10 protein-coding genes, 1 other RNA gene and 1 pseudogene are annotated in these 19684 nt (G+C 67.0%); 7 read left to right on the top strand and 5 right to left on the bottom strand.

Annotated elements, in window-relative coordinates; genetic code table 11:
* The first annotated feature begins 223 nt into the window (after nucleotides 1-223).
* The 3 genes and pseudogenes from ffs to BMY53_RS03485 all read left to right on the top strand — a co-directional run bounded on the left by ffs (nucleotide 224) and on the right by BMY53_RS03485 (nucleotide 2139).
* Nucleotides 224-321: signal recognition particle sRNA small type (gene ffs, locus BMY53_RS03475), an RNA gene on the top strand.
* A gap of 618 nt (nucleotides 322-939) precedes the next feature.
* Nucleotides 940-1698, top strand: coding sequence for a hypothetical protein (locus BMY53_RS03480; protein WP_092943579.1), 759 nt, complete (start codon nucleotides 940-942; stop codon nucleotides 1696-1698).
* A gap of 19 nt (nucleotides 1699-1717) precedes the next feature.
* A pseudogene (locus tag BMY53_RS03485) lies at nucleotides 1718-2139 on the top strand (DUF1810 domain-containing protein).
* Nucleotides 2140-2204: 65 nt separating this feature from the next.
* Here BMY53_RS03485 and BMY53_RS03490 read toward each other — a convergent pair.
* Nucleotides 2205-3842: a hypothetical protein gene (locus BMY53_RS03490; RefSeq protein ID WP_143073901.1), complete on the bottom strand. Its 1638-nt coding sequence runs from the start codon at nucleotides 3840-3842 to the stop codon at nucleotides 2205-2207.
* Nucleotides 3843-3911: 69 nt separating this feature from the next.
* Nucleotides 3912-5981 carry a lectin gene (locus tag BMY53_RS03495; RefSeq protein WP_218151167.1) on the bottom strand — a complete coding sequence of 690 codons (2070 nt, stop codon included), beginning with the start codon at nucleotides 5979-5981 and terminating at the stop codon, nucleotides 3912-3914.
* Nucleotides 5982-6296: 315 nt separating this feature from the next.
* Here BMY53_RS03495 and BMY53_RS03500 point away from each other — a divergent pair, with 315 nt between their 5' ends.
* Nucleotides 6297-8765, top strand: coding sequence for a TonB-dependent receptor plug domain-containing protein (locus BMY53_RS03500; RefSeq protein WP_255370007.1), 2469 nt, complete (start codon nucleotides 6297-6299; stop codon nucleotides 8763-8765).
* A gap of 24 nt (nucleotides 8766-8789) precedes the next feature.
* Here BMY53_RS03500 and BMY53_RS03505 read toward each other — a convergent pair whose 3' ends face one another.
* A complete protein-coding gene (locus BMY53_RS03505) occupies nucleotides 8790-10610 on the bottom strand; it encodes a DUF885 domain-containing protein (protein ID WP_092943585.1) in 1821 nt (606 codons plus the stop codon).
* A gap of 241 nt (nucleotides 10611-10851) precedes the next feature.
* On the opposite strand from BMY53_RS03505, the gene BMY53_RS03510 reads away from it, so the two are divergent.
* Nucleotides 10852-11583 (top strand): GNAT family N-acetyltransferase, encoded by a 732-nt coding sequence (locus BMY53_RS03510; protein ID WP_092943587.1) that lies wholly within the window; start codon nucleotides 10852-10854, stop codon nucleotides 11581-11583.
* Nucleotides 11584-11691: 108 nt separating this feature from the next.
* Here BMY53_RS03510 and BMY53_RS03515 read toward each other — a convergent pair whose 3' ends face one another.
* Complete coding sequence (locus tag BMY53_RS03515) at nucleotides 11692-12528, bottom strand: class I SAM-dependent methyltransferase (protein ID WP_092943589.1); 837 nt, start codon at nucleotides 12526-12528, stop codon at nucleotides 11692-11694.
* Nucleotides 12529-12665: 137 nt separating this feature from the next.
* Here BMY53_RS03515 and BMY53_RS03520 point away from each other — a divergent pair, with 137 nt between their 5' ends.
* The gene (locus tag BMY53_RS03520; RefSeq protein ID WP_092943591.1) at nucleotides 12666-15755 is read left to right on the top strand and encodes a sensor histidine kinase; all 3090 of its coding nucleotides are present in this window, start codon (nucleotides 12666-12668) and stop codon (nucleotides 15753-15755) included.
* A gap of 15 nt (nucleotides 15756-15770) precedes the next feature.
* On the opposite strand, the gene BMY53_RS03525 is transcribed toward BMY53_RS03520, so the two are convergent.
* Nucleotides 15771-17672 (bottom strand): hypothetical protein, encoded by a 1902-nt coding sequence (locus tag BMY53_RS03525; RefSeq protein WP_143073902.1) that lies wholly within the window; start codon nucleotides 17670-17672, stop codon nucleotides 15771-15773.
* Nucleotides 17673-17892: 220 nt separating this feature from the next.
* On the opposite strand from BMY53_RS03525, the gene BMY53_RS25845 reads away from it, so the two are divergent.
* Nucleotides 17893-19497 carry an ATP-binding protein gene (locus tag BMY53_RS25845; RefSeq protein ID WP_092943597.1) on the top strand — a complete coding sequence of 535 codons (1605 nt, stop codon included), beginning with the start codon at nucleotides 17893-17895 and terminating at the stop codon, nucleotides 19495-19497.
* Nucleotides 19498-19684 lie beyond the last annotated feature (187 nt).

Here is a 19684-nt window from a genome sequence, read left to right on the forward strand (position 1 = left end):
GCCCGGGGGCATCATCGGAGCCGCAACGCTTTAGCCGTACTTGTTGACCGCCCGCAAGTAGTTGGTAAATCGGCGGTGGACACGCTGCGCGCAAGCGCTGGGTCCGGTGGGCATTCTAAACACAACTCTCTGGGGCCTGCCTGCGCGGCCGTGCGGTGAGTGTGATGTTGATCATGAATGGCGTCTTCGGAGAGCGCTTCGGGCTCGCGTACAATGCGTCCCTGACGGGCCTCCTCGCATGGAAGCGCGGCCAACCGGGTCAGGTGGGGAACCAAGCAGCCCTAGCCGTTGTGACCAGTGCCGAGGGTAAGGCTCGTCACCTTCATTCCTTCTTTCCCAGTGTGTGTGTGCGGGAACCCAGCGGTCATGCGGGTTTCAGGCACCCGACTGTGTACCTATGGTGTGTCACTTCAGAGTCGGCTCATGACGAATATGAGCGAAGGCATGAAGCGAGTGACCGGCGTCCATTGAAGCGGTGGCACGACCATCTGGCACTGCGGAATCAAAGCGTCGCGCTCTTGCATGGATGCCCCTTACCGCTGAGCTGGTCAGCCAAATGGTGGCCCGCAGTCTGGTCCGACCATCTCAGGCGCGACTGGTCGGGCGGTAGCCCGCAGATGCACGCTGAACCCTGGCCCAGAGGTCAGGCGTGCCGCTTTGCCAGACTTCATTGAGCAGCGCCCAGAAGTCGGCGCTGTCCCAAGCAGAATTTCGATTCGCTTAGTTAACGGGCCGCCATCACGGCGAACTTCGCGAGACGCCGATAGTGGATTCCTAACTGCACCAAAAACGCTGGCTACCCGCCACCTCGACGCGAGATACTGCCAGCCTCTTGCTCCCGTCGCCCCCCCCGAGGACCCCAACGGCGGAGACGGTGGCCTTTGCCAAGTTGCATTTCCTCGATGACGACGAAGCCCGAATCCAGGTCTCTGAACATCCATGAATACAACCCTCTTGCCTATTGATGATGCGGTTGCACAGGCCTACGACGCCTTCAAACACCACCAGGCGCCCGGCGTTCCGCTGGATGTCTGTGGGTGCTGCGTCAGTCAAGACATTGAGCGAGACCTTCGGACGCTGCCTTTGAAGCAGATCCCTGCAGCCCATCTTTATGCGTACAACTGCTCCGCCAAGAGGCCCGAGCAACCCGTGGGTGAAGTGGCGTACTTCCTGCCCCGCATGTTCGAACTCATGGCGAGCGAAGAGGGGCTGATCCATCACTCCACAGAACTCAACCTGGACCGTTTGGGGCGTTGCCCAAAGGAGAGCTGGAACCAAGGAGAGTGGGCCGCAATCACTGATTTCTCCCGGAGTTTCTTCCATCGTGTCATCACTGACCGGGACCCAGGTGAGCAACCACTGAGTGTGCTGTTGATGTTCCACATCGCCGGCGTAGACATCGCGCCCTTGCTCGACCAATGGCTCACCACCTCCACGCCTGTCGCCACCGCCAACTTTGTTATCGACACTTACTCGAACTTCTGGGAAGGTGGTGACTACGCCAACCCATTCGCGGCCGATCACCCCGAGTTCCGCCAGCTGATCCGGGAGTGGATATTTCATCCCGAGACACGCGCCCGCTTCCTCGATAAGCTGCGAGCTACCGACTTCCTCGCCATGAGTCGCGATGCGAGCTGGGGAAGCAGCATGCCGTTTCCGCTGATGGTCGAGGCGGCACTTGAGAACTTGGCAAGCTAGGAATCTCGTCACCCGCACCATGCCCCACGACCTCGCCCGCTTCGTCACCGCCCAGGCGCCTCAAGTTGTCACCGTCCTGGAAGAACTCCGCCTGGGCCACAAGCGCAGCCACTGGATGTGGTATTTCTTCCCCCAGCTCAAGAGCCTGGGCCGCAGCAGCACCGCGCAGTTCTATGGCATCACCTCGTTGGACGAGGCCGTGGCCTACCTGCAGCATGAAGTACTGGGCCCGCGGCTGCGCGAATGCGTGAGCCTCATGACAGCCATCGCAACAAAACCGCCGAAAGCATTCTCGGGGTGGTGGACGCCATGAAGTTCAAGTCATCCATGACGCTCTTCGCCAGGGCCTCGGGCGGCGATGCGCTGTTCCTGGAGGCGTTGGACAGGTTCTACGGCGGCGAGCAGGACGATCAGACGCTGAGTCTGCTGCAAGAGCGCTGAGCCCCCGCTGCCCCCCTCGAAGCCCGATGTTGGGCAGCAACCGAGCGCTCACGGTCCCGTCGCGTCTACGGCAACTGCACCGCGCCATTCGCGGTACGTCGCTCTGACGCGGCATACACATTCACCGTCCAATCCCGCACCTTCACCGACCGCAGCGGGGGCTCCGCCATCACCATCCCGCTGTTCTCAAACCCCCGCTCCGAATCCTCCTGGTCCGGCTCGCTCACCAGCACAACAGGTCGCAAGGCCTGGATACGCGGGCCGTCGTTGAAATAGTCTTTCCACACCGGTTTCGTGATCGCCCCGGAGCCCCAGAACAGCGTCGCCGCCCACGGCCCCATCACCAATTGGTTCTCCCAACGCCCTTCGGCGGCCAACGCTGCCTGCGTGTCGCGGATGACGTAGGCGCGGCGCTGATGGGCATTGGCATAGTCGCGCGCGTCCAGCACCAGGGTCAGCCCCAGCACACCGGCCAAGGAGACGCTGGCCCAGCGGCGCCCTTCCCATCCACCGCGCCCGGCGCCGGCCCCGCGTTCAGGTCCCGGCACGCGGCTGCGCCTTCCCCACCGCCATGCCGCATACATCCCCGCCGCGCCCAGCAACCCGAGCGCCATGATCAACGGCAGAAAATATCGGCTCGGCAGATAGCTCAGCGTCACCTTGTGCAGCTCGATCAGCGCCCAGGCTGCGGTCGGAGCCATCAGCCCGACAAAATCCCCCCAGGCCGCTTCTGCCTGGAGCTGCACGGCCCGGCGGCCTGCCGCCGCCCTCACGGCACGCCTCAGCGCACGCCACGCCACCACCGCCACCACCAGCCCCACCACCAGCGCCAGCCACACCGCCCAGATCCGCCGGTCCGTGGCCAGCATGTGGAGGTTGTCCCTCACGCTGGCCACCAGTTGCTCCAGCGAGGACGACCGCCGTGACGTCTGCGCCCCCAGCACAAACGACATCAGTGCCCGGTTCGGCAGGTACCAGCCCAGCACAAACACCGCCGCAAATCCCACCGCCGCCACGCTGGCGCCCACCACATCCACCAGCGCACGCCGCGCCGTCGGCCGGTCCAGGCCCCGGCCCACGCTCACATTCATTCCCCAGGCCAGCACCAGGGCCACAGGCGGAATGGCCGCCGCATACACGAACTGCACCTTCATCGAATACGCCAGGAAGATCAGCAACGCCGACAGCACCAGCGCCCAGGCACTGCCACCGTTCAGCCGCTGCTGCACGCCCCAGAGCGCTCCGATGATGAGCAGCGACGCCGTCATCTCCACCAGCGCCAGATGCCCGTAATGAAAGGGGTAATACGACAGCGCCACCACCGGCAGCCCCACCAGCACCGCACGGCACAGGGGCGAGCGGCCGGTCACCAGCACCGCCAGCAGCGCTGAACTCAGCGCCAGCATCGCCGCGCGCATCACCAGCCACGAATCCCCAAACACGGTGAGCACGCCCCAGGCAAAGAGCGAGAACAGAGGTTCCTTGATCACCCCGTCCGACTCGGCCATGTCCAGCACCCCGGTGCGCATCGCATTGCGGACCTGCGCCGTATAAAGGCCCTCATCGGTGAACGGCCCTCGGCTGAAGCCGAGACTGGCCTCCGCATCTGACGCCACAAAGGGCAGATGCAGCCCCAACAGCGCCAGAAAGACGATGACAAACGTCATCAGCCCAGTCAGCCCGATCCCTGCCGTCTTGTGCATGGCCATATCCCGAAGCAAATGCCCCGAGACCGGCCGCCCTCTCATCGGAGGGCTTGGGGTCGTGGTCGGTCAGGGGCCTAGGTTGACTTTGATGATCTTGTTGTCGCTGTTGTTCGCAATGTTGTCTTTGTCGCCGCCGTTGGTGGTGGAGATCCACAAGTTGCCGTCAATCGCCGGCTCCACCGTGCGGATCCGCCCATAGGTGCCACGGAACAGCTCCTGCACATTGAGCAGGCTGTCGCCGCTGATGGCGTGCCGGTAGAGGCGCTCGCCACGCTGGCAGGCCACATACAGCGCCTGCCGCACGATGGCGATGCCGCTGCATGAGCCGTCCGCCACCGGATAGGTGTACTTGGGCGCGATGAACCCCGACGTGCCGCAGCCCGTGCCGCTGCGGGAGAGCGTGCCCTCGCAGATCGGCCAACCGTAGTTGCCGCCCTTCTGGATGAGGTTGGTCTCGTCCATGGTGCTGTCGCCAAACTCCTGCTCCCACAGCCGGCCCTGCGCGTCAAACGCCAGCCCCTGCGGATTGCGGTGGCCATAGCTCCACACCAGGTTGCCGAAAGGATTGTCCGAAGGCACGGTGCCATCGACATTCATCCGCAGCACCTTGCCGTTGAGGTGGCTGGTGTTCTGCGCGAAGTCTCCGTTCTGCGCGTCACCGGTGGCCACATACAGCTTGCCGTCCGGCCCATAACGCAGCCGCCCGCCGTTGTGATACTTGTTGCGCAGCACCCCGCTGAGCAGCACCTGCAGGCTGGACATGTCCAGGGCGCCGTTCACATACCTCACCCGCACGATGCGGTTGTCCGTGGCGGTGGTGTACATGATGTAGAGCCAGGAGTCGCCCGTGGGGAAGTTGGGGCTGGCCGCCAGGCCCATCACACCGCCCTCTCCATCGGTGCCCGCAGCATTGCTCAGCACTCCCACCACCGTCTTCACGCCGGTGCTCGGGTTGAGCCTCACCACATCGCGCACGTCCCGGCGCGAATACAGCAACTGGCCATCCGGCAGCGCCAGCATGCCCCAGGGCAGGTCCGTCTCCGTCGCCACTTGCGCCACCGAGCAGACCGCCGTGCTGCAACTGCCACCCGTGGTGACCAACGCATCCGCCGTGCGGGCAGAGCTGTTGTTCTGCGCGTCCCGCGCGCTCACGGCATAGCGGTAGCCGGTGTTGGGCGTCAACGCGCTGTCGGTATAGGTCAGGCCGGCCGTGGCACCCACCTTCACGTCATTGCGATAGATGTCGTAGCCGGCCACCGCCACGTTGTCCGTGGAGGCGTTCCACTTGAGCGCCACCGAGGTACCGGTGGCGGCGGCCGTCAGCCCACTCGGCACCGTCGGTGGCTGGGTGTCCACGCTGCATTGGGGCACGGTCACCGACAAGGTGGCACTGGCCTGGGACACGTTGCCCGCCGCGTCCCGCGCATTGACATACAGGCCCCACCGCGCACCCGGCGTCAGTGTCAGTGTGGTGGCCAGCGTGCTGCCGGTCACCGTCGTCATCTGCTGGCCATCGTGATACACGTCGTAGAAGGCCACGCCGATGTTGTCCGTGGAGGGCGCCCAGGACAGCGTGGCCGACCGGCACTGCAGGTTGGAGAGCGACAGGTTGCTGGGCGGCGTGGGCGGCGTGGTGTCGATCTGCACGCCATCATTGCGTATCCACACCTGGTTGCTGGTGGCCCGGCAGGTGTAGAGGATGACCGCGGTTTTGGCGGCGGTGAGCCCCTTGTAAACATCCAGGCACAAGCCGGACTGCCGGCCGGTGATGGTGCCGTTGTTGTTATAGGTCCACTTCTGGTTGGGCTGCCCGTTACAGAAGTAGGCCACGACGGTGGTGCCCAGCGCCGTGCCCTGCTGATAGGCATCCAGACAGCGGGTGCCGTTCATCACCCGGATCTCACCATCGGCAGTGAACTCGAACGACTGGTTGGTACCGCCGTGGCAGTCGTAGATGATCATCGGCGCGCCCAGCGCCGCAGAGGCCCCGCCCTGCACGTCCAGGCAGCGGCTGCTGCCCTGCCCCACCAGCGTGGTGGCCGCCTGGGCCTGGCCGGGCATCAAGGCCAGCAGCAGCATCAGGGCCGCAGCCACCATCACGGTCAGCATCCGGATCCGTTCGTTACGGGCGTGCATCGCTGTATCTCCTGCGTCAGCGTCGCGGTCGTCGGAGGCGGCCGTGTTGTGTACTGGCAATGTAGCGCGCTGGCTTGTTGGGCGCGGCCGTTGAGGCATGAAGAGGGGGCGGTTCAATGTGCGGTGGGCCGCTTTGGCCGATGCCTGCGGGCGCCATGGCCGCAGTCAGGTCGAGCTTTGTCTTCGCAGCCGGTGTTGGCCGACAAGCGCTGTCGTCAAGCCCAGGCTCCGCATGTGCTTGCGCATTTCCCTTCTTTGAATCCCGGCGGCCTGCCCGGCAACCTCGGTGGCTGACAGCAACAAGAAGACTTCACCTTGAACGCGCCAAACCCCCATTCCCTCCACGCCAACACCCGCCGGCCCCTGCGCACCCCACGCAAGCGGGCAGCCACACCGGCCATCCACCCACTGGCCTTGGCCGCCTGGCTCGCCCTGGTCGTCATGCCCGCCGTGAGCGCCGCCCAGAGCGAGGCCGCGCCGCAGGCACAGGCCGGCACTGGCACCAGAGCCACTTCCACTTCCGCCACCGAACTCGGTCAGGTCGTCGTCACCGGCACGCGCCGCACCAACCGCACCCTGGCCGAATCTGAATCACCCGTGGACGTGCTCAGCAGCCGGGACCTGCAACGCACGGGCGCGGCCGACCTGGCCAGCGCCCTGGGCCAGTTGCTGCCGTCGCTGAACTTCCCGCGCCCGTCCCTGACAGATGCCTCCGACGCCGTGCGCCCGGCGCAGCTGCGTGGCCTCTCGCCGGACCAGACCCTGGTGCTGGTGGACGGCAAGCGCCGCCACACCTCCGCCGTGGTCAACATCAACGGCACGCAGGGCCGCGGCTCCGCACCGGTGGACCTGAATGCCATTGCGCTCGCGGCCATCGACCACATCGAGGTGCTGCGTGATGGTGCCGCGGCGCAATACGGCTCCGACGCCATTGCCGGCGTCATCAACATCGTGCTGCGCAAGGGCGCGGCCGGCGGCCACCTCAACTTTGAGGGCGGGCAGACCGACCGGGGCGACGGCACCCGCGGCGCCGCCTCCACCAGCCTCGGGCTGTTGCTGGGCGGCGACGGCTGGGCCCGCCTGGCTCTGGAAACCCGCCATCAACAGCGCACCAACCGTGCGGGCGTGGACACGCGGGACGCGGCCACCGAGCCTCGCAAGGGCCTGGTCAACAACCGCCTGGGGGATCCGGACAGCACCCAGCAGTCCGCCGTCGTGAATGCCGAACTGGGCCTCGCCGACAGCACCCGCCTCTACGCCAACGCGATCCTCAGCCATCGCGACACCACCAGCGCCGCGTTCTGGCGCACCCAGGCCACGGCCACCGCCAACAACGTGGCCACGTTGTACCCGCAAGGTTTCCTGCCACTGGAGCAAAGCACCACCACCGACCTCAGCGGCGTGCTGGGCGTGCGCGGGCGCTGGGCGGACTGGGCCTGGGATGTGAGCCTGGACCACGGCCGCAACCGTTTCGACATCGACGTGGCCAACACCGCCAACTATTCGCTGGGTGCCAACAGCCCCACGCAGTTCGACGCCGGCCGGCTGACCAACCAGCAGACGGTGCTCAACGCCGACGTCTCCCGCGAGATCGATGCCGGCTTGTTCGCGCCCGTGACACTCTCCCTGGGCACCGAATTCCGCCGCGAGCGTTACGGCATCGAAGCCGGTGAAGCCGCGTCCTATCAGAACGGTGGCGCTTCCGGCTTCCCGGGTTTCCAACCCACCAACGCGGGCAGCCACAGCCGCCACAACGCTGCCGTGTATGCCGGTCTGGAAGCTCAGCTCTCCCGGAACTTCAGTGCCTCGGCAGCGCTGCGCGGCGAGCACTACAGCGACTTCGGCGGCGCCACATCGGCCAAGCTGTCGGCCCGTTATGTCGTGGTTCCAGCGGTGGCCGTGCGCGGCACGGTGGCGACCGGCTTCCGTGCGCCCTCCCTGGCGCAGCAGTACTTCGCCACCACCTCCACCAACCTGATCAACGGCGAGCTGGTGGATGCCGGCACCTTCCCGGTGAACGCCGCTGCCGCCGTGGCGCTGGGCGCCTCACCGCTGAAGCCCGAGAAGTCCCGCCACATCAGTCTGGGCCTGCTGCTGCAGCCCACGTCCAACTGGCAGACCACCATCGACGCCTACCAGATCGACATCAACGACCGCGTGCTGCTCTCCGCCAATCTCAGCCTGCCCACGGCGCTGCGCCAGCAGTTGGCGGCGCAAGGCGTGCTGGTGAGCGCGGGCCGGTATTTCACGAACGCGCTGGACACACGCACGCGCGGGGTGGATCTCGTCAGCACCGTGCAGCAGGACTGGGGCGCTTGGGGCCGGGGCGATTACTCGGTGGCCGTCAGCCATATCGAGAACTCGGTCCGCCATGTGGCCGACAACCCCGCCCTGCTCTCCGCCTACAACCTGCAGTTGATCGACCGGGTGAGCATTGCGCGCGCCACGGTGGGTTCCCCCAAGGACAAGCTGGTGCTCAGCGGGGAACACCATTGGGGCCCGTGGAATGGCCGGCTGGCCCTGAGCCGCTACGGCAGCTTCGTGGTGCGCCAGACCACGGCCGCCAATGACCAGACGTTTGGCGCTGCCTGGCTGGCCGACGTGTCGGTGGGTTGGGACTCGGGGCACTGGAACGCCCAGATCGGCGTGGACAACCTGACCAACCGGTATCCGGACCGGGTCATTGCCGCCAATGCCGTCGGCGGCATCCTGACCTACAGCCAGTTCTCACCCTTCGGCTTCAACGGCCGCCAATACGTGGCGAAGGCGGGTTATCGCTGGTGACCGGCGGGCACTGACGATGCCGCGTCAGCCGCCCTGCTGGCTGGTACGGATCCAGTTGTCCACCACATCCTCCAGCACCTGCAGCGGCACGTCGCCGGTCAGCAGCACGAGGTTGTGGAACTTCTTGATGTCGAAGCGCTCGCCCAGCGCCTCATGCGCCTTCTGGCGCAGCGCTTCGATCTTCAGCCGGCCGATCATGTAGGCACAGGCCTGGCCCGGCCAGACCACGTAGCGATCCACTTCCGCCTCCGGCACGCCGTAATCGATGGCCTGCTGGCGGGTCCACTTGAGCGCATGCAGGCCTGTGTCCACCACCAGGCGGCGCGCACGCAGCAGCTCCAGGTTCAACTGGCCCAGGCGGCCCACCGGATCGCCTTCATACCAGCCGTATTCCACGGCCAGTTGCTCGGCATACAACGCCCAGCCCTCCACAAAAGCCGAACCGGCCGGGAAGGCACCGCTGCGGCGGTAACGCGGCAGTTGCTCGTTCTCCTGCTGGATGGCCAGCTGGAAGTGATGGCCGGGCACCGTCTCGTGATAGACGGTGGTGCGCATCTCCGCCACTTCAAACGTCGGCCCCGGCAAGGGGGACCAGTAGATGCCGGGCTGCGAACCATCCGGCGCCGGCATGGAGTAGTGGGCTGCCGCCGTGGCCTCGGTCAGCGGCGGTTCCCGCCGCACCTCCACGCGGGCCTTGGGCTGCAGATCGAAGATCAGCTTCGCACGCGCCTCGGCGTCCCGCAGGATGGCGGTGTTGCGGTCGTTCAGCACCTGCTGGGGGTTGGGCTCCTTCGGCTGCTGGTCGGCTTGCAACCGGGCAAACCGCTGGTTCACCGTGCCGTCGGCATAACCCAGTTGGCGCAGCAGGCCGTCCATCTCGCCTTCAATGCGCGCCACCTGCGCCAGGCCAATGGCATGCACCTCGGCCGGCGTGTAGTTGGTGGTGGTCATCGCGCGGAGTTGTGCGGCGTAGTAGTTGGCGCCATCCGGCAGCCGCCACACCCCCGCATCATGGGTGGTCAGCGGCAGTTGCGCACGTACCAGCGCCAGGCCACGGCGCCAGGCAGGCAGCACGCTGCGGGCCACGATCTTCTCGGCACGCGCCCGCGCCTGCTGGCGAGCGGCAGCGCTCAAGCCATCGATCTCTGCCATCCGTTCGTCCAGTGCGGTCACCAGCACGTTCTGCGCCGGTGAAGGCTGGAGGAACTGCTCGAACTGGTCCAGCGTCTTCTCGGTGATGAAGCGCGGCATCAGCACGCCCTTGGCCTGCGAGGCACGCGCCCGTGCAATGCTCTGGTCCATCACCGCGCCCAGGCCCGCCAGGCGTTTGAGGTAGTTCTCCACATCAGCGGGATGGCGCAGCGGTTGGCTCTGCGTCATGAACAGCACATAGCCGATCTGCGCGCCACCCATCTGGTCAAACATGTAGGCGTGGTCCAGGAATGGCGCATTGGCCACGTCCCGCTCCAGGGACCAGCGGATCACTTCGGCGGACACCCGTTGCACCGGCGTCAACGTTGAGGGGTCAAACCGGCCCAATTGCGCCAAGGCCAGCTTCTCCTTGCCGATCAACTGCAGTTGCGCGGCCTTGGTCGCGGGCGCCAGTTCCCCGTCCAGACGGTCCTGCAGCTTCCCGCTGAAATACTGCACGGCAGTTGCCGTCATGGGATCGGCCCGCATGCGCATGGCCGCCACGCCTTCTGCCCATGCATCGAAATTCTGCGTGGCGGCTGCGGCCTGGGAGGCCGGTGCCGGCGTCGCTGCAACAGCGGCAGCTGCCGTGGTGTTGGAAGTGGCAAGAGTCAGCGCCAGGCCAGTGGCGGCAAGGACGGAGGTCACGGACATGGGTAATGTGGACTGCTGAAGGAAAGCGCGCATTGGACCGCGAGCAAGCAGCCGATAAAAGGTGTGCATCCCTAATGCAGCCCCCATTCCGGCCTCATTCCAGGTTGATGTCAAAACAGCGGGCGATTGGTGGCGCATTCATCGCCGGAATGTGTCGCGACACCAGCGGTGAGCATGACCTTCGGCATAGCCGCCGCAGAGGCAAGGATGACGCCCACGCCCTGACTCACAATGCGGGGCCATGAACGCCAGCAAGCCCGCCCTCACGCACGCAGCCACGCACGCAGTCGCGCACGCAGCCACGCACACATCGGCCCCCGCCCCCACACCCGACTTGCTGCAGTCAACACCGGCGGCGGCGGCACCAGCGGCGGCATCAGTAGTGCCGCAATGGCCGGCACGCCGGCTAGGGACGGATCGGCTGCGTCTGGAGGCTTCCCATCCCATGCTCGCACCGGCTGTCAGCGCCTTCTTCTTGCGCAATGAAGAACACCTGGCGCCCTGGGGCCCGCCACGCCCACCAGGCTTCTGGGAGGTCAGCGCCACCGAGGCTCGCATGGCGCAACACGTGGCCGCCTTCGAGGCCAGCCAGCTGTGGCAATACTGGATCACACGCACCGATGCACCGGAGCATGTCATCGGCCAGTGCCAGGTCTCGCTGATTGCTCGTGGCGTGTTCCAGAACGCCTCGCTGGGCTACAGCCTGGCCCAGGACGCGCAGGGGCAGGGCTACATGCAGGAGGCGCTGCGCTGCCTGATCAACGAGCTCTTCAGCCCGCGCGTCTGGCTGCACCGCCTGGAAGCCGCCGTGCGGCCCGACAACATCGCCAGCCTGCGGGTGATGGAGCGCCTGGGCTTCCGCCAGGAAGGCCTGTGCAAGGACTACCTCTACATCCACGGCGCCTGGCATGACCACCAGCGGTTCGCCATGCTGAACCCAGCCTGGGGCCCCGACCAGGCACCGATCTATTGAGCAAGGCTCAGACCGACGATTGGACAGACGTTTAGACAGACGATTAGACAGACGCCGAACGGGCCACCAGACCGGCGATCAACTCAGCACCGGCCTGCGCGCGGGCCGCTATGGCGTCAGGCGCTCAGTACGCCAGGCCTCGGTGAGGTAGGGATAAGCCACCGTCTCAGCCTGCAGGGCGGGAAAGCGATCCCGCAGGGCCCACAGCCGGGTGGCCACGGATTGTTTCTCGGCCTCCGGCAGCGAGGCGATGAAACTCACCGACATGAAGCGATCGATCACCACCTGCTCAAACGACCCCACATGCTGGTGCGGGAAGCTGGCGCGCACCAGGGGAGAGAACAGCGGCTGCGCTTCGAAGGGCTGGCGCCAGTCTCCCTTGTAGTAGCGCGGCGCATCACCCTCATAGGGCGTGATGATGGCCGTGGTGGCGGCCACCCAATCGACCGATTCGTCCCGAACATTCCACACCAGGCCGAGCCGCCCGCCCGGCCGCAGCACGCGGTGGATCTCCCGCAGTGCCTGCGCATTGGCGAACCAGTGAAATGCCTGGGCGCAGACCACGACGTCCAGGCCGGTTTCGGGCGTGGCTCCCGCGCCGGATGAGGTGGGTGAGGCCGGTGAGGCGTGCGTGGCGGGCAAGGCATCAGGCAGCGGAATGGCTTCCGCCGTGCCGGCCAGCGCCAGGACCCCCTCGGCATGGCGCCCGATCTGCTCCCGCATTTCCGCCACAGGCTCCACCGCCGTCAGGCTGGCGCCGGTGCGGGTCAGCAGCCGCGTGAACTTGCCGGTCCCCGCCCCCAGGTCCAGTGCGTGGGTGCCCGGCCGCAGGCCCAGGTCCTGCCGGAGCCAGTCCATCAAGGCGTCCGGATAGTCCGGGCGCCCGCGCTGGTAGGCGGCCGATTCCTTTTCATATCCGTGCTGGGCGGCGTGATGAATGGTCATGGATCGACGATAACCGTTCTGTCAGGGTGATTCCATTTCGGCATATGCCTCTATCGGGGAAGTGACGAACGGCACCGGGATGGAGAAGATGCGCGACCGCCACCCGCGAGCATCGCCTCCCCCAACCGGTCGCCGCTTTGAGTGCTTTTTTCCATAGACCTGCCTGGGTCTGGCTTGCGGCATGGCTGTGGATAAGCCTGGGCAACGCCCACGCCCTGGACCGCTCCCGTACCCTGGCCCAGCTCAACCACACCCGCTGGACCGCCAATGACGGCGCGCCCGTGGGGATCCGCAAGATCAGCCAGACCACCGACGGCTGGCTCTGGCTGGGCAGCACCTCCGGCCTGTACCGCTTTGACGGCGTGCGCTTCGAGCGTTTCGCGCCGCCGCAGGATCCCGACTTCGGCACCCGGCCGGTCAGCACGCTGGCCGCCGGACGCGCGGGTGAACTCTGGGTGGGCCTGCTGGATGGCGGCATTGCCCATGTGGACGGCCACGGCACACTGACCGTCCACGAACTCCCCGCCGGCCTGACCTCGCTCCAGACCCGTGGCCTGGCCGCACTGCCCTCCGGCGAAGCCTGGGCCGACATGGACGGCGTGCTGCTGCACTACGACGGCAAGGCCTGGCGCCGCCCCGATGCCAGCTTCGGCGCACCACAGACGCCCGTGGTCGGCGTGCACGCCGACGCCAATGGTGACCTCTGGATCACCTCCGCCCAGCGCTGGCTGCGGCTGGACCCGGCATCGCACCGCTTTGTGGAAATGGCGCGCGACATGCCCGACGCACGCGGCACCCGCATCATCGACGGCATGAGCTGGCTGGTCTCGGCTCAAGGCCTTCACCCATTGCCGGCCAGCCAGTCCCGGGACGGCCAATTCCGCCCGCAGCGCGACTCCTCAGCCATCTGGGTAGACCGCCAGCACAATCTCTGGAACGTCTACTGCCCAGCCGGCCTGTGCCGGTCCCGCCTGCCGGTGAACGGGCCCGCCACCAACCGCGACCTGCCTCTGCCGGCCGTGGAGGAGACCTTCACCCGCCGCGACGGCCTGACCAGCGATATCGGCATGACCGTGCTGGAGGACCGTGACGGCAACCTCTGGGTGGCCACCCAGACCGGGCTGGACCGCTTCCGCAACACACTGCTCGCCAGGCTCAGCCCGTCCAGCGCCGCCACCAACTTCCTGCTGCAGCCCTACCGCGCCGTGAGCCCCAATGGCCAGGTGGACCAGCAACTGCTTCTCTCTGCGGTGGACGCCACGCACGGCAGCACGCTGTGGCGCTGGAATGAGGCGGCCGGTTTCTCGCCGCTGCCCTGGCCCCGCGAGGGCGGCCGCATCCGCGCGCTGCATCGAGACACCGAGGGCCGCGAGTGGATCGGTGGCAGCACGGGAGTCTGGCAACTGCACGGCAGCACGGCCCAGCACCTCCCTTCGCCCGGTGCCCCGGACGCGGCCACCAATTGCCGACAGCTGCGCAGCAACCGCCTGGGCCTGTGGGCCTTGTTCGCGCTGCAGGGCCTGCAACTGTGGCGTGAGGGCGGCTGGCGGGCCCTGCCCTTCCCCGGGCTTGAAAACGAACGGCCCACCGCGTTTGCGCTCGAAGGTGAAGCCACGCTCTGGACCGGTTATGCCGTCAACCGCGTGCTGCGCACCGATGTTCAGGGCAGCCAGGTCTTCGATGCCCGACAGGGCCTGGCCGTGGGTGCCGTGAACTACGTCGCCAGCGGTCGCCACCTGCTGGTGGCGGGTGACCGGGGCGTGCAGATGCTGTTGCAGGGCCGCTTCCATCAGCTCAAGGCCACCGACGCCGATGCGCTGCGTGGCATCACGGGCGCCGTGGACACGCCGGCGGGCGACCTGTGGCTCAATGGCCTGCGGGGCGCCGTACTGATCCGAGCCGAAGCACTGGCTCGCCTGGAGGCGGACCCCGCCACGGTCCTCCCCGTCCGGGTGTTTGATGCAGGTGATGGGTACCCGGCGGGCGCCACACCGTTCGGCCCGCAACCCAGCGTGGCCCACGGAGGGGCAGGGCAACTGTGGTTCGCCGGCCTGGACGGCCTGGCCTCGCTGGACACCGAGCGCCTGCCGGCGCCTCGTGCCGGCCCACCTGTGCAATGGCTGGCCGTGGCGGCCGACCAGCAATGGTCTCCCTGGCGCAAGGACCTCACCTTGCCCGCCGGCACGCAGACCGTCTCCGTGCGCTACACCAGCCTGGAACTGGGCATGCCCGAGCGCGTGCGCTTTGAAGCTCGCCTGGAAGGCGTGGACCCGGCCTGGCGCCCCCTGGGGGCCCAGCGTGAGCTCTCCTACAGCCACCTGCCGCCCGGCCGCCACCAGTTGCAGGTGCGTGCCGCCATGGGGGATGGGCCAATGGGTGACCCACCCGCCGTGCTGTCCGTTGTCTTGCGGCCGACGCTGACCCAGACGCTGTGGTTCAAGGCGCTCGCCGTGCTCGGCAGCGTGGCACTGCTGGCCCTGGCGATACGTTGGCGCACGCGCCTGGTGGGGCGACGCGAGCAGGAACTGCTGCGCACCCGCATGGATGAGCGCGAGCAGATCGCCCAGGAGATGAACGACATCCTCCTGCAGGGCCTGCATGGCCTGACCTTGCATTTCCAGAAGGTGGCCAACCGCATGGGGGGCACCGACCCCAACCGTGCATTGATGAACACCGCCCTGGACCGTGCCGACCAACTCATCTTGCGCGGGCGCGAACAGGTCAGTCAGTTGCGGGAAACGCTTGAGGAGCGGCACCAGGAGCTGCCGGTGGCGCTCTCCGATTTCGGCGAACGGCTGGCAGCCACCCATGCGCGCGATTTCGTGATGGACGTGGACGGCCACCCTCGCCGCCTGCGGCTGAGCGCCAGCGAACACCTTCGGCTGCTGGGACAGGAACTGATGACCAACGCGTTCACCCACGCCCAGGCCACGGACATCCGGGCCCGGGTGGTCTACCGCTGGTGGAGCCTGCGCCTGATCATCTCGGACAACGGCATCGGCATGCGCGCCCAGGGGCTGGCGCAGGATCGCCTGGGTGGTGGCGGCATCGCTGGCCTGGCGCGTGTGCGTGACCGGGTCCAGCAACTGGGTGGCCGAGTGCATATCCGGACCGCCCCAGCCTCCGGCACCGAGGTGACGGTACGCGTGGGCGCCCGCCAGGTCTACGAGCACCCTTGGTGGCCGTTCAGCCGCGAAACCGACGGTAGCGAGGACCTCGGCGTCTGACATCGGCCGATTCATCTACTGATGTGGCGGGAACTCCTCCAACAGCGCCTCTTCACCGAGTTGGGCGCTGGCGGCACGGGCTGCGGGCCAGTCATAGTTGCCGAGTTCGATGTTGCCGAAGTTGCCATGCACGCCGAGGTAGCGGAACACCTTAGCCGCCGTTCCGTAGAGATGGAGCAGCAGCGGCATCTCCGCCTTCAGTAAGTCCATGCCGGTGCGGCGCGACTGTGCAAGCTTACGTTTGGAGATCAGCATCGGGTCAAGTCTTCTGCCTTCGTCCGTGAGTCCCAGCGGGCCGCAGTAGCGATGCGCCTCCAGAACGTTAATGCCTGCGTCGAAGAAGAACTGCAACCTGGATCCGTTACGGACCGGCGCCCCTTCCCGCCACTGCGCCAGATCGGAGATCTCCACAGGGCGCTGCGGAAGGTTGGGATCCAGCAATTGCCGCCCGGCCCAGCCCGGCTGGCCATCCGTCCCGCCCGCCAGGCACAGGCGCAACAGCAGGTCCCAGTCGACCTGAGCCGGCTGACCCAGGCAGCTCGGGCGACTTCGACGCAAGGCCAGACACAGTTGCGTCAGCGCCGGATGCCTCTGCACTGCATCAGCCAGACACATTCGCAACCGTTCCGCCCCCTTGGGACCCAGCCGTCGCTGTGTCGACTTGTCCGGCATGGCCGCGACCAGCGCCTTGATCAAGCAGTCAGGGCCGGAAAATGGCCCTTCCGGGGAATGCCTGCCACACTGCAACTTGAAAGTACCCGGGGCCACCTCCCATATCTTCGGCGCCGCGCTGCTACTGCGCAGAAATCCATAGTGCGTCTGAACCTGCCCCTGGGACAGCTCGAGGTACTCCTGGCGAAATGAGACGGTCTGCCCCAGGCGAACCATCAGGTGCGGCACTACGATCGTCAGCTCATCACACCAGCTCCCCTGGCGGAGGATATCCGCCAAGGGGGCGACGGCGGCAATGGCTTCAGCCTGGGGCGCCAGGGCCACTGGTCGGGGGATCCGCAGCCACCGATGCTGCGAAGTTTCGGGCGCTGCGGCGGCAGGCAAGTCTGCGCTGGTGCTGGCGGCTGTCGAAGGCACCTGACGCGCAAGGCTGGGTATTCGCGGCGATAGCGATGATCGCGGCGATGGGCCCAGCCAAGGCCGCCAGATTACGGCGGCATCCACCGAGCTTGCATGGCTTGCAGCAGAAGGACCGGGCCCGGCAGAGCCACCGGCCGGCAGCTGACTCGACCGGGGCAACGGTGTCGCCCACCATCCGACGTGCGGTGGAACCGCGATCGCCCGCCCCCCGCCCGAACGCAACTCATCGGCGATCGCTGCTCGCAACCGCAGGCCCACGCCGTGGACGGCATTTGCCAACCTGCCGACCATCGTCTCCAGCAAGCCAAGCCTGTCCAGCACGAGGGCCACCGCGTCGAAGGCGTCGTAGGCAGGCGTCTGCAACGTCTGGATGAATGGCATACGTGTCATGACAGTACCCACCGACGCCCCTGTTCGTGGCGTGAAACGCACCATCAGCAAGTTGCTCCCCGACTCCACGACGCAATCGACCGACAGGCCGGCCTCCGCCTCATCGCGCCGTCCCCCCGGGCCGGCGTTCTGCGACGCCTCGGGCCGCCGGCCACGGTCACCCAGCCGGAGTTCCCGTGGCCAGGTAGGCCACTGTGGGAGCAGGACCGCCAGGAAGTCGATGATCCGATCCGTCTCGCCGGGCATCAGCCTGCGGCCCGGGTCACCGAGATTTTCGATGAATTCCGCCCGGTCCTGGGAACTGGCAACGCTTGCCCCAGGGCAGCGTACGACCCCGTCCCGGGTGGCATCGTTCAGCCGGGCATCTGATGCATTCCCGGCATCGTGAGGCTCAACTGCTTCAACTGAACGCCTGGGATCGACAGGCATGTACATGGATGACCTCTTAAGTATGTGTCGCCCGGCACCCGGATGACCAGACGGAAGAACCTCTGTCCCTGGATCTGCTGCACCGGTTCCGGCCCATAAAACATGTCAAGCCTGCTACACACGTGCCGAAGTTCGCCCCCTCTATCGGGGAAGTGACTTGTCAGGCGGTAACTCCGACGATGCAGTCCGTCGTTTCAGCTGCCGCACCACGCGGTGATCCCCCTCCATGAGTTGCCATCGCTTCGGCCCCTTCCTGCTCCTGGCTTCACGCCGCCAGCTCTTCGAGGGCTCGCGGCAGGTGAAGCTCGGGGCGCGGGCGCTGGATCTGCTGGTGATACTGGTGGAGCGGGCCGGTGCGGTGGTCAGCAAGCAGGAACTGATGGCGCAGGTCTGGCCGCAGGAGGTGGTGGAAGAAAACACCCTGCGCGTGCACATGGCGGCGCTGCGCAAGGCGCTGGGGGCGGGCGATGACGCGCCCCGCTACATTGCCAACATCGCCGGACGCGGCTACAGCTTTGTGGCGCCCACCGTCGCGGTGGATGCCTGCCCAGTGGCCCCGCCCGACGCCCGTTTGGCCGCCTCGGCACCGCTGCCACCGGGCGGGGGCGACACGAGCGCCACCCGTGCCATCCATGCCCCCGCCGTTTCCGGCCCCGAAACCCACGCGCCAGTACCGCCCTGGCTCCAGCATCTGCCGCGCCCTGGCGCACTGCTGCTGGGCCGGGAGGACACGTTGGAAGCGCTGGACCGTCAACTCGCCCGTTATGGCTTTGTCTCGCTCGTGGGGCCGGGTGGCATCGGCAAGACCAGTGTGGCGGTGGCCGCGGCACGTCAGGTCGGGGAGCGTTACCGCGAGGGCCTCTGGTTTGTGGACCTGGCCGCACTGGCGCCCCACGCGAGCCCGCTGGATGTGGCCTTTGCCATCGCAGGCGCGGTGGGCGTGGAGCGCTGCATCGAACGCCTGCACGAGCGGCTCCGGGCGCGGCTGGCCGCGAATGCCGCCGGAGAACGCCGGCTGCTCATCCTGGACAATTGCGAACACGTGGTGAAGGCAGTGGCCTCACTGGTGGAAACCTTGCTCGCACCCACGCCGGGCCTGCACCTGCTGGTCACCAGCCGGGAACCGCTGCGGGCCATGGGCGAGCAGGTCTACCTGCTGCCTTGCCTGCCGATGCCGGGCGACGGCGTGGGCAGCATGGAAGAGGCCTTGCACTATCCGGCCGTGGCGCTGTTCGTCCAACGCGCCCGTGCGGCGGACCAGACTTTCGAGCCGGGTGATGCCGATGCGGTGTGGATCGCCCACATCTGCCACGGCCTGGACGGCGTGCCACTGGCCATCGAACATGCAGCGGCCATGGTGCGGACCTTCGGTCTCAAGGCCCTGGCGGCCAGCCTGGACGACCGCTTCCTGCTGCTGTGCGGCACGCACCGCAATGCCATCTCGCGCCACCAGAACCTGCAGGCCCTGTTGCACTGGGGTTACGACCTGCTGGGCGACGACGAACGCCGCCTCCTGCGCTGGCTCTCGGTGGTGCGGGGCCCGATCCCCCTGAGCGACATCCTCAGCTTCATCCCCCCCGAGATGATGGACCGGCAGGCCGTCATGGAGGCCGTGCACAACCTGGTGCTCAAGAGCTGGCTGTTCCCCCGCCCCGGCGATCTGCCTGCCTACCGCATGCACGCCATGGCGCGCAGCTTTGCCCACCAGATGCTGATGGCGGAAGCCCAGCAGGCGCCCTTCCAGCTGCGCCAACGCGACCTCGCCTTCCATCACGCCGCGCTGCCGCGCCGCGCTGCGCCGCCGCCGTTGCTGTCCCGCCTCAACGACTGACAGAAGACGACTGACGGAACGACTGACGGAACGACGCGGAGGCGCCGCCCTCCTGCGTCCGATGGTCCCGCCATCGGCACCGTCAGCGGCACCGTCAGCGTGGTTGAGGCTCCCCTCCACATGCACCACTTTGGCCGACATTGACGCCAACCGCCCGCTGTGACCGTCTTGCGCCCTGAAGCTTGCA

The sequence above is a fragment of the Roseateles sp. YR242 genome (assembly GCF_900109745.1).
Lineage (GTDB): Bacteria > Pseudomonadota > Gammaproteobacteria > Burkholderiales > Burkholderiaceae_C > Roseateles.

Coding starts and splice junctions, on each gene's coding strand:
- BMY53_RS03490 (WP_143073901.1), bottom strand. CDS start 3,842: ATGCACAAGACGGCAGGGATCGGGCTGACTGGGCTGATGACGTTTGTC.
- BMY53_RS03505 (WP_092943585.1), bottom strand. CDS start 10,610: ATGTCCGTGACCTCCGTCCTTGCCGCCACTGGCCTGGCGCTGACTCTT.
- BMY53_RS03525 (WP_143073902.1), bottom strand. CDS start 17,672: ATGTACATGCCTGTCGATCCCAGGCGTTCAGTTGAAGCAGTTGAGCCT.
- BMY53_RS03515 (WP_092943589.1), bottom strand. CDS start 12,528: ATGACCATTCATCACGCCGCCCAGCACGGATATGAAAAGGAATCGGCC.
- BMY53_RS03510 (WP_092943587.1), top strand. CDS start 10,852: ATGAACGCCAGCAAGCCCGCCCTCACGCACGCAGCCACGCACGCAGTC.
- BMY53_RS03480 (WP_092943579.1), top strand. CDS start 940: ATGAATACAACCCTCTTGCCTATTGATGATGCGGTTGCACAGGCCTAC.
- BMY53_RS25845 (WP_092943597.1), top strand. CDS start 17,893: ATGAGTTGCCATCGCTTCGGCCCCTTCCTGCTCCTGGCTTCACGCCGC.
- BMY53_RS03495 (WP_218151167.1), bottom strand. CDS start 5,981: ATGCACGCCCGTAACGAACGGATCCGGATGCTGACCGTGATGGTGGCT.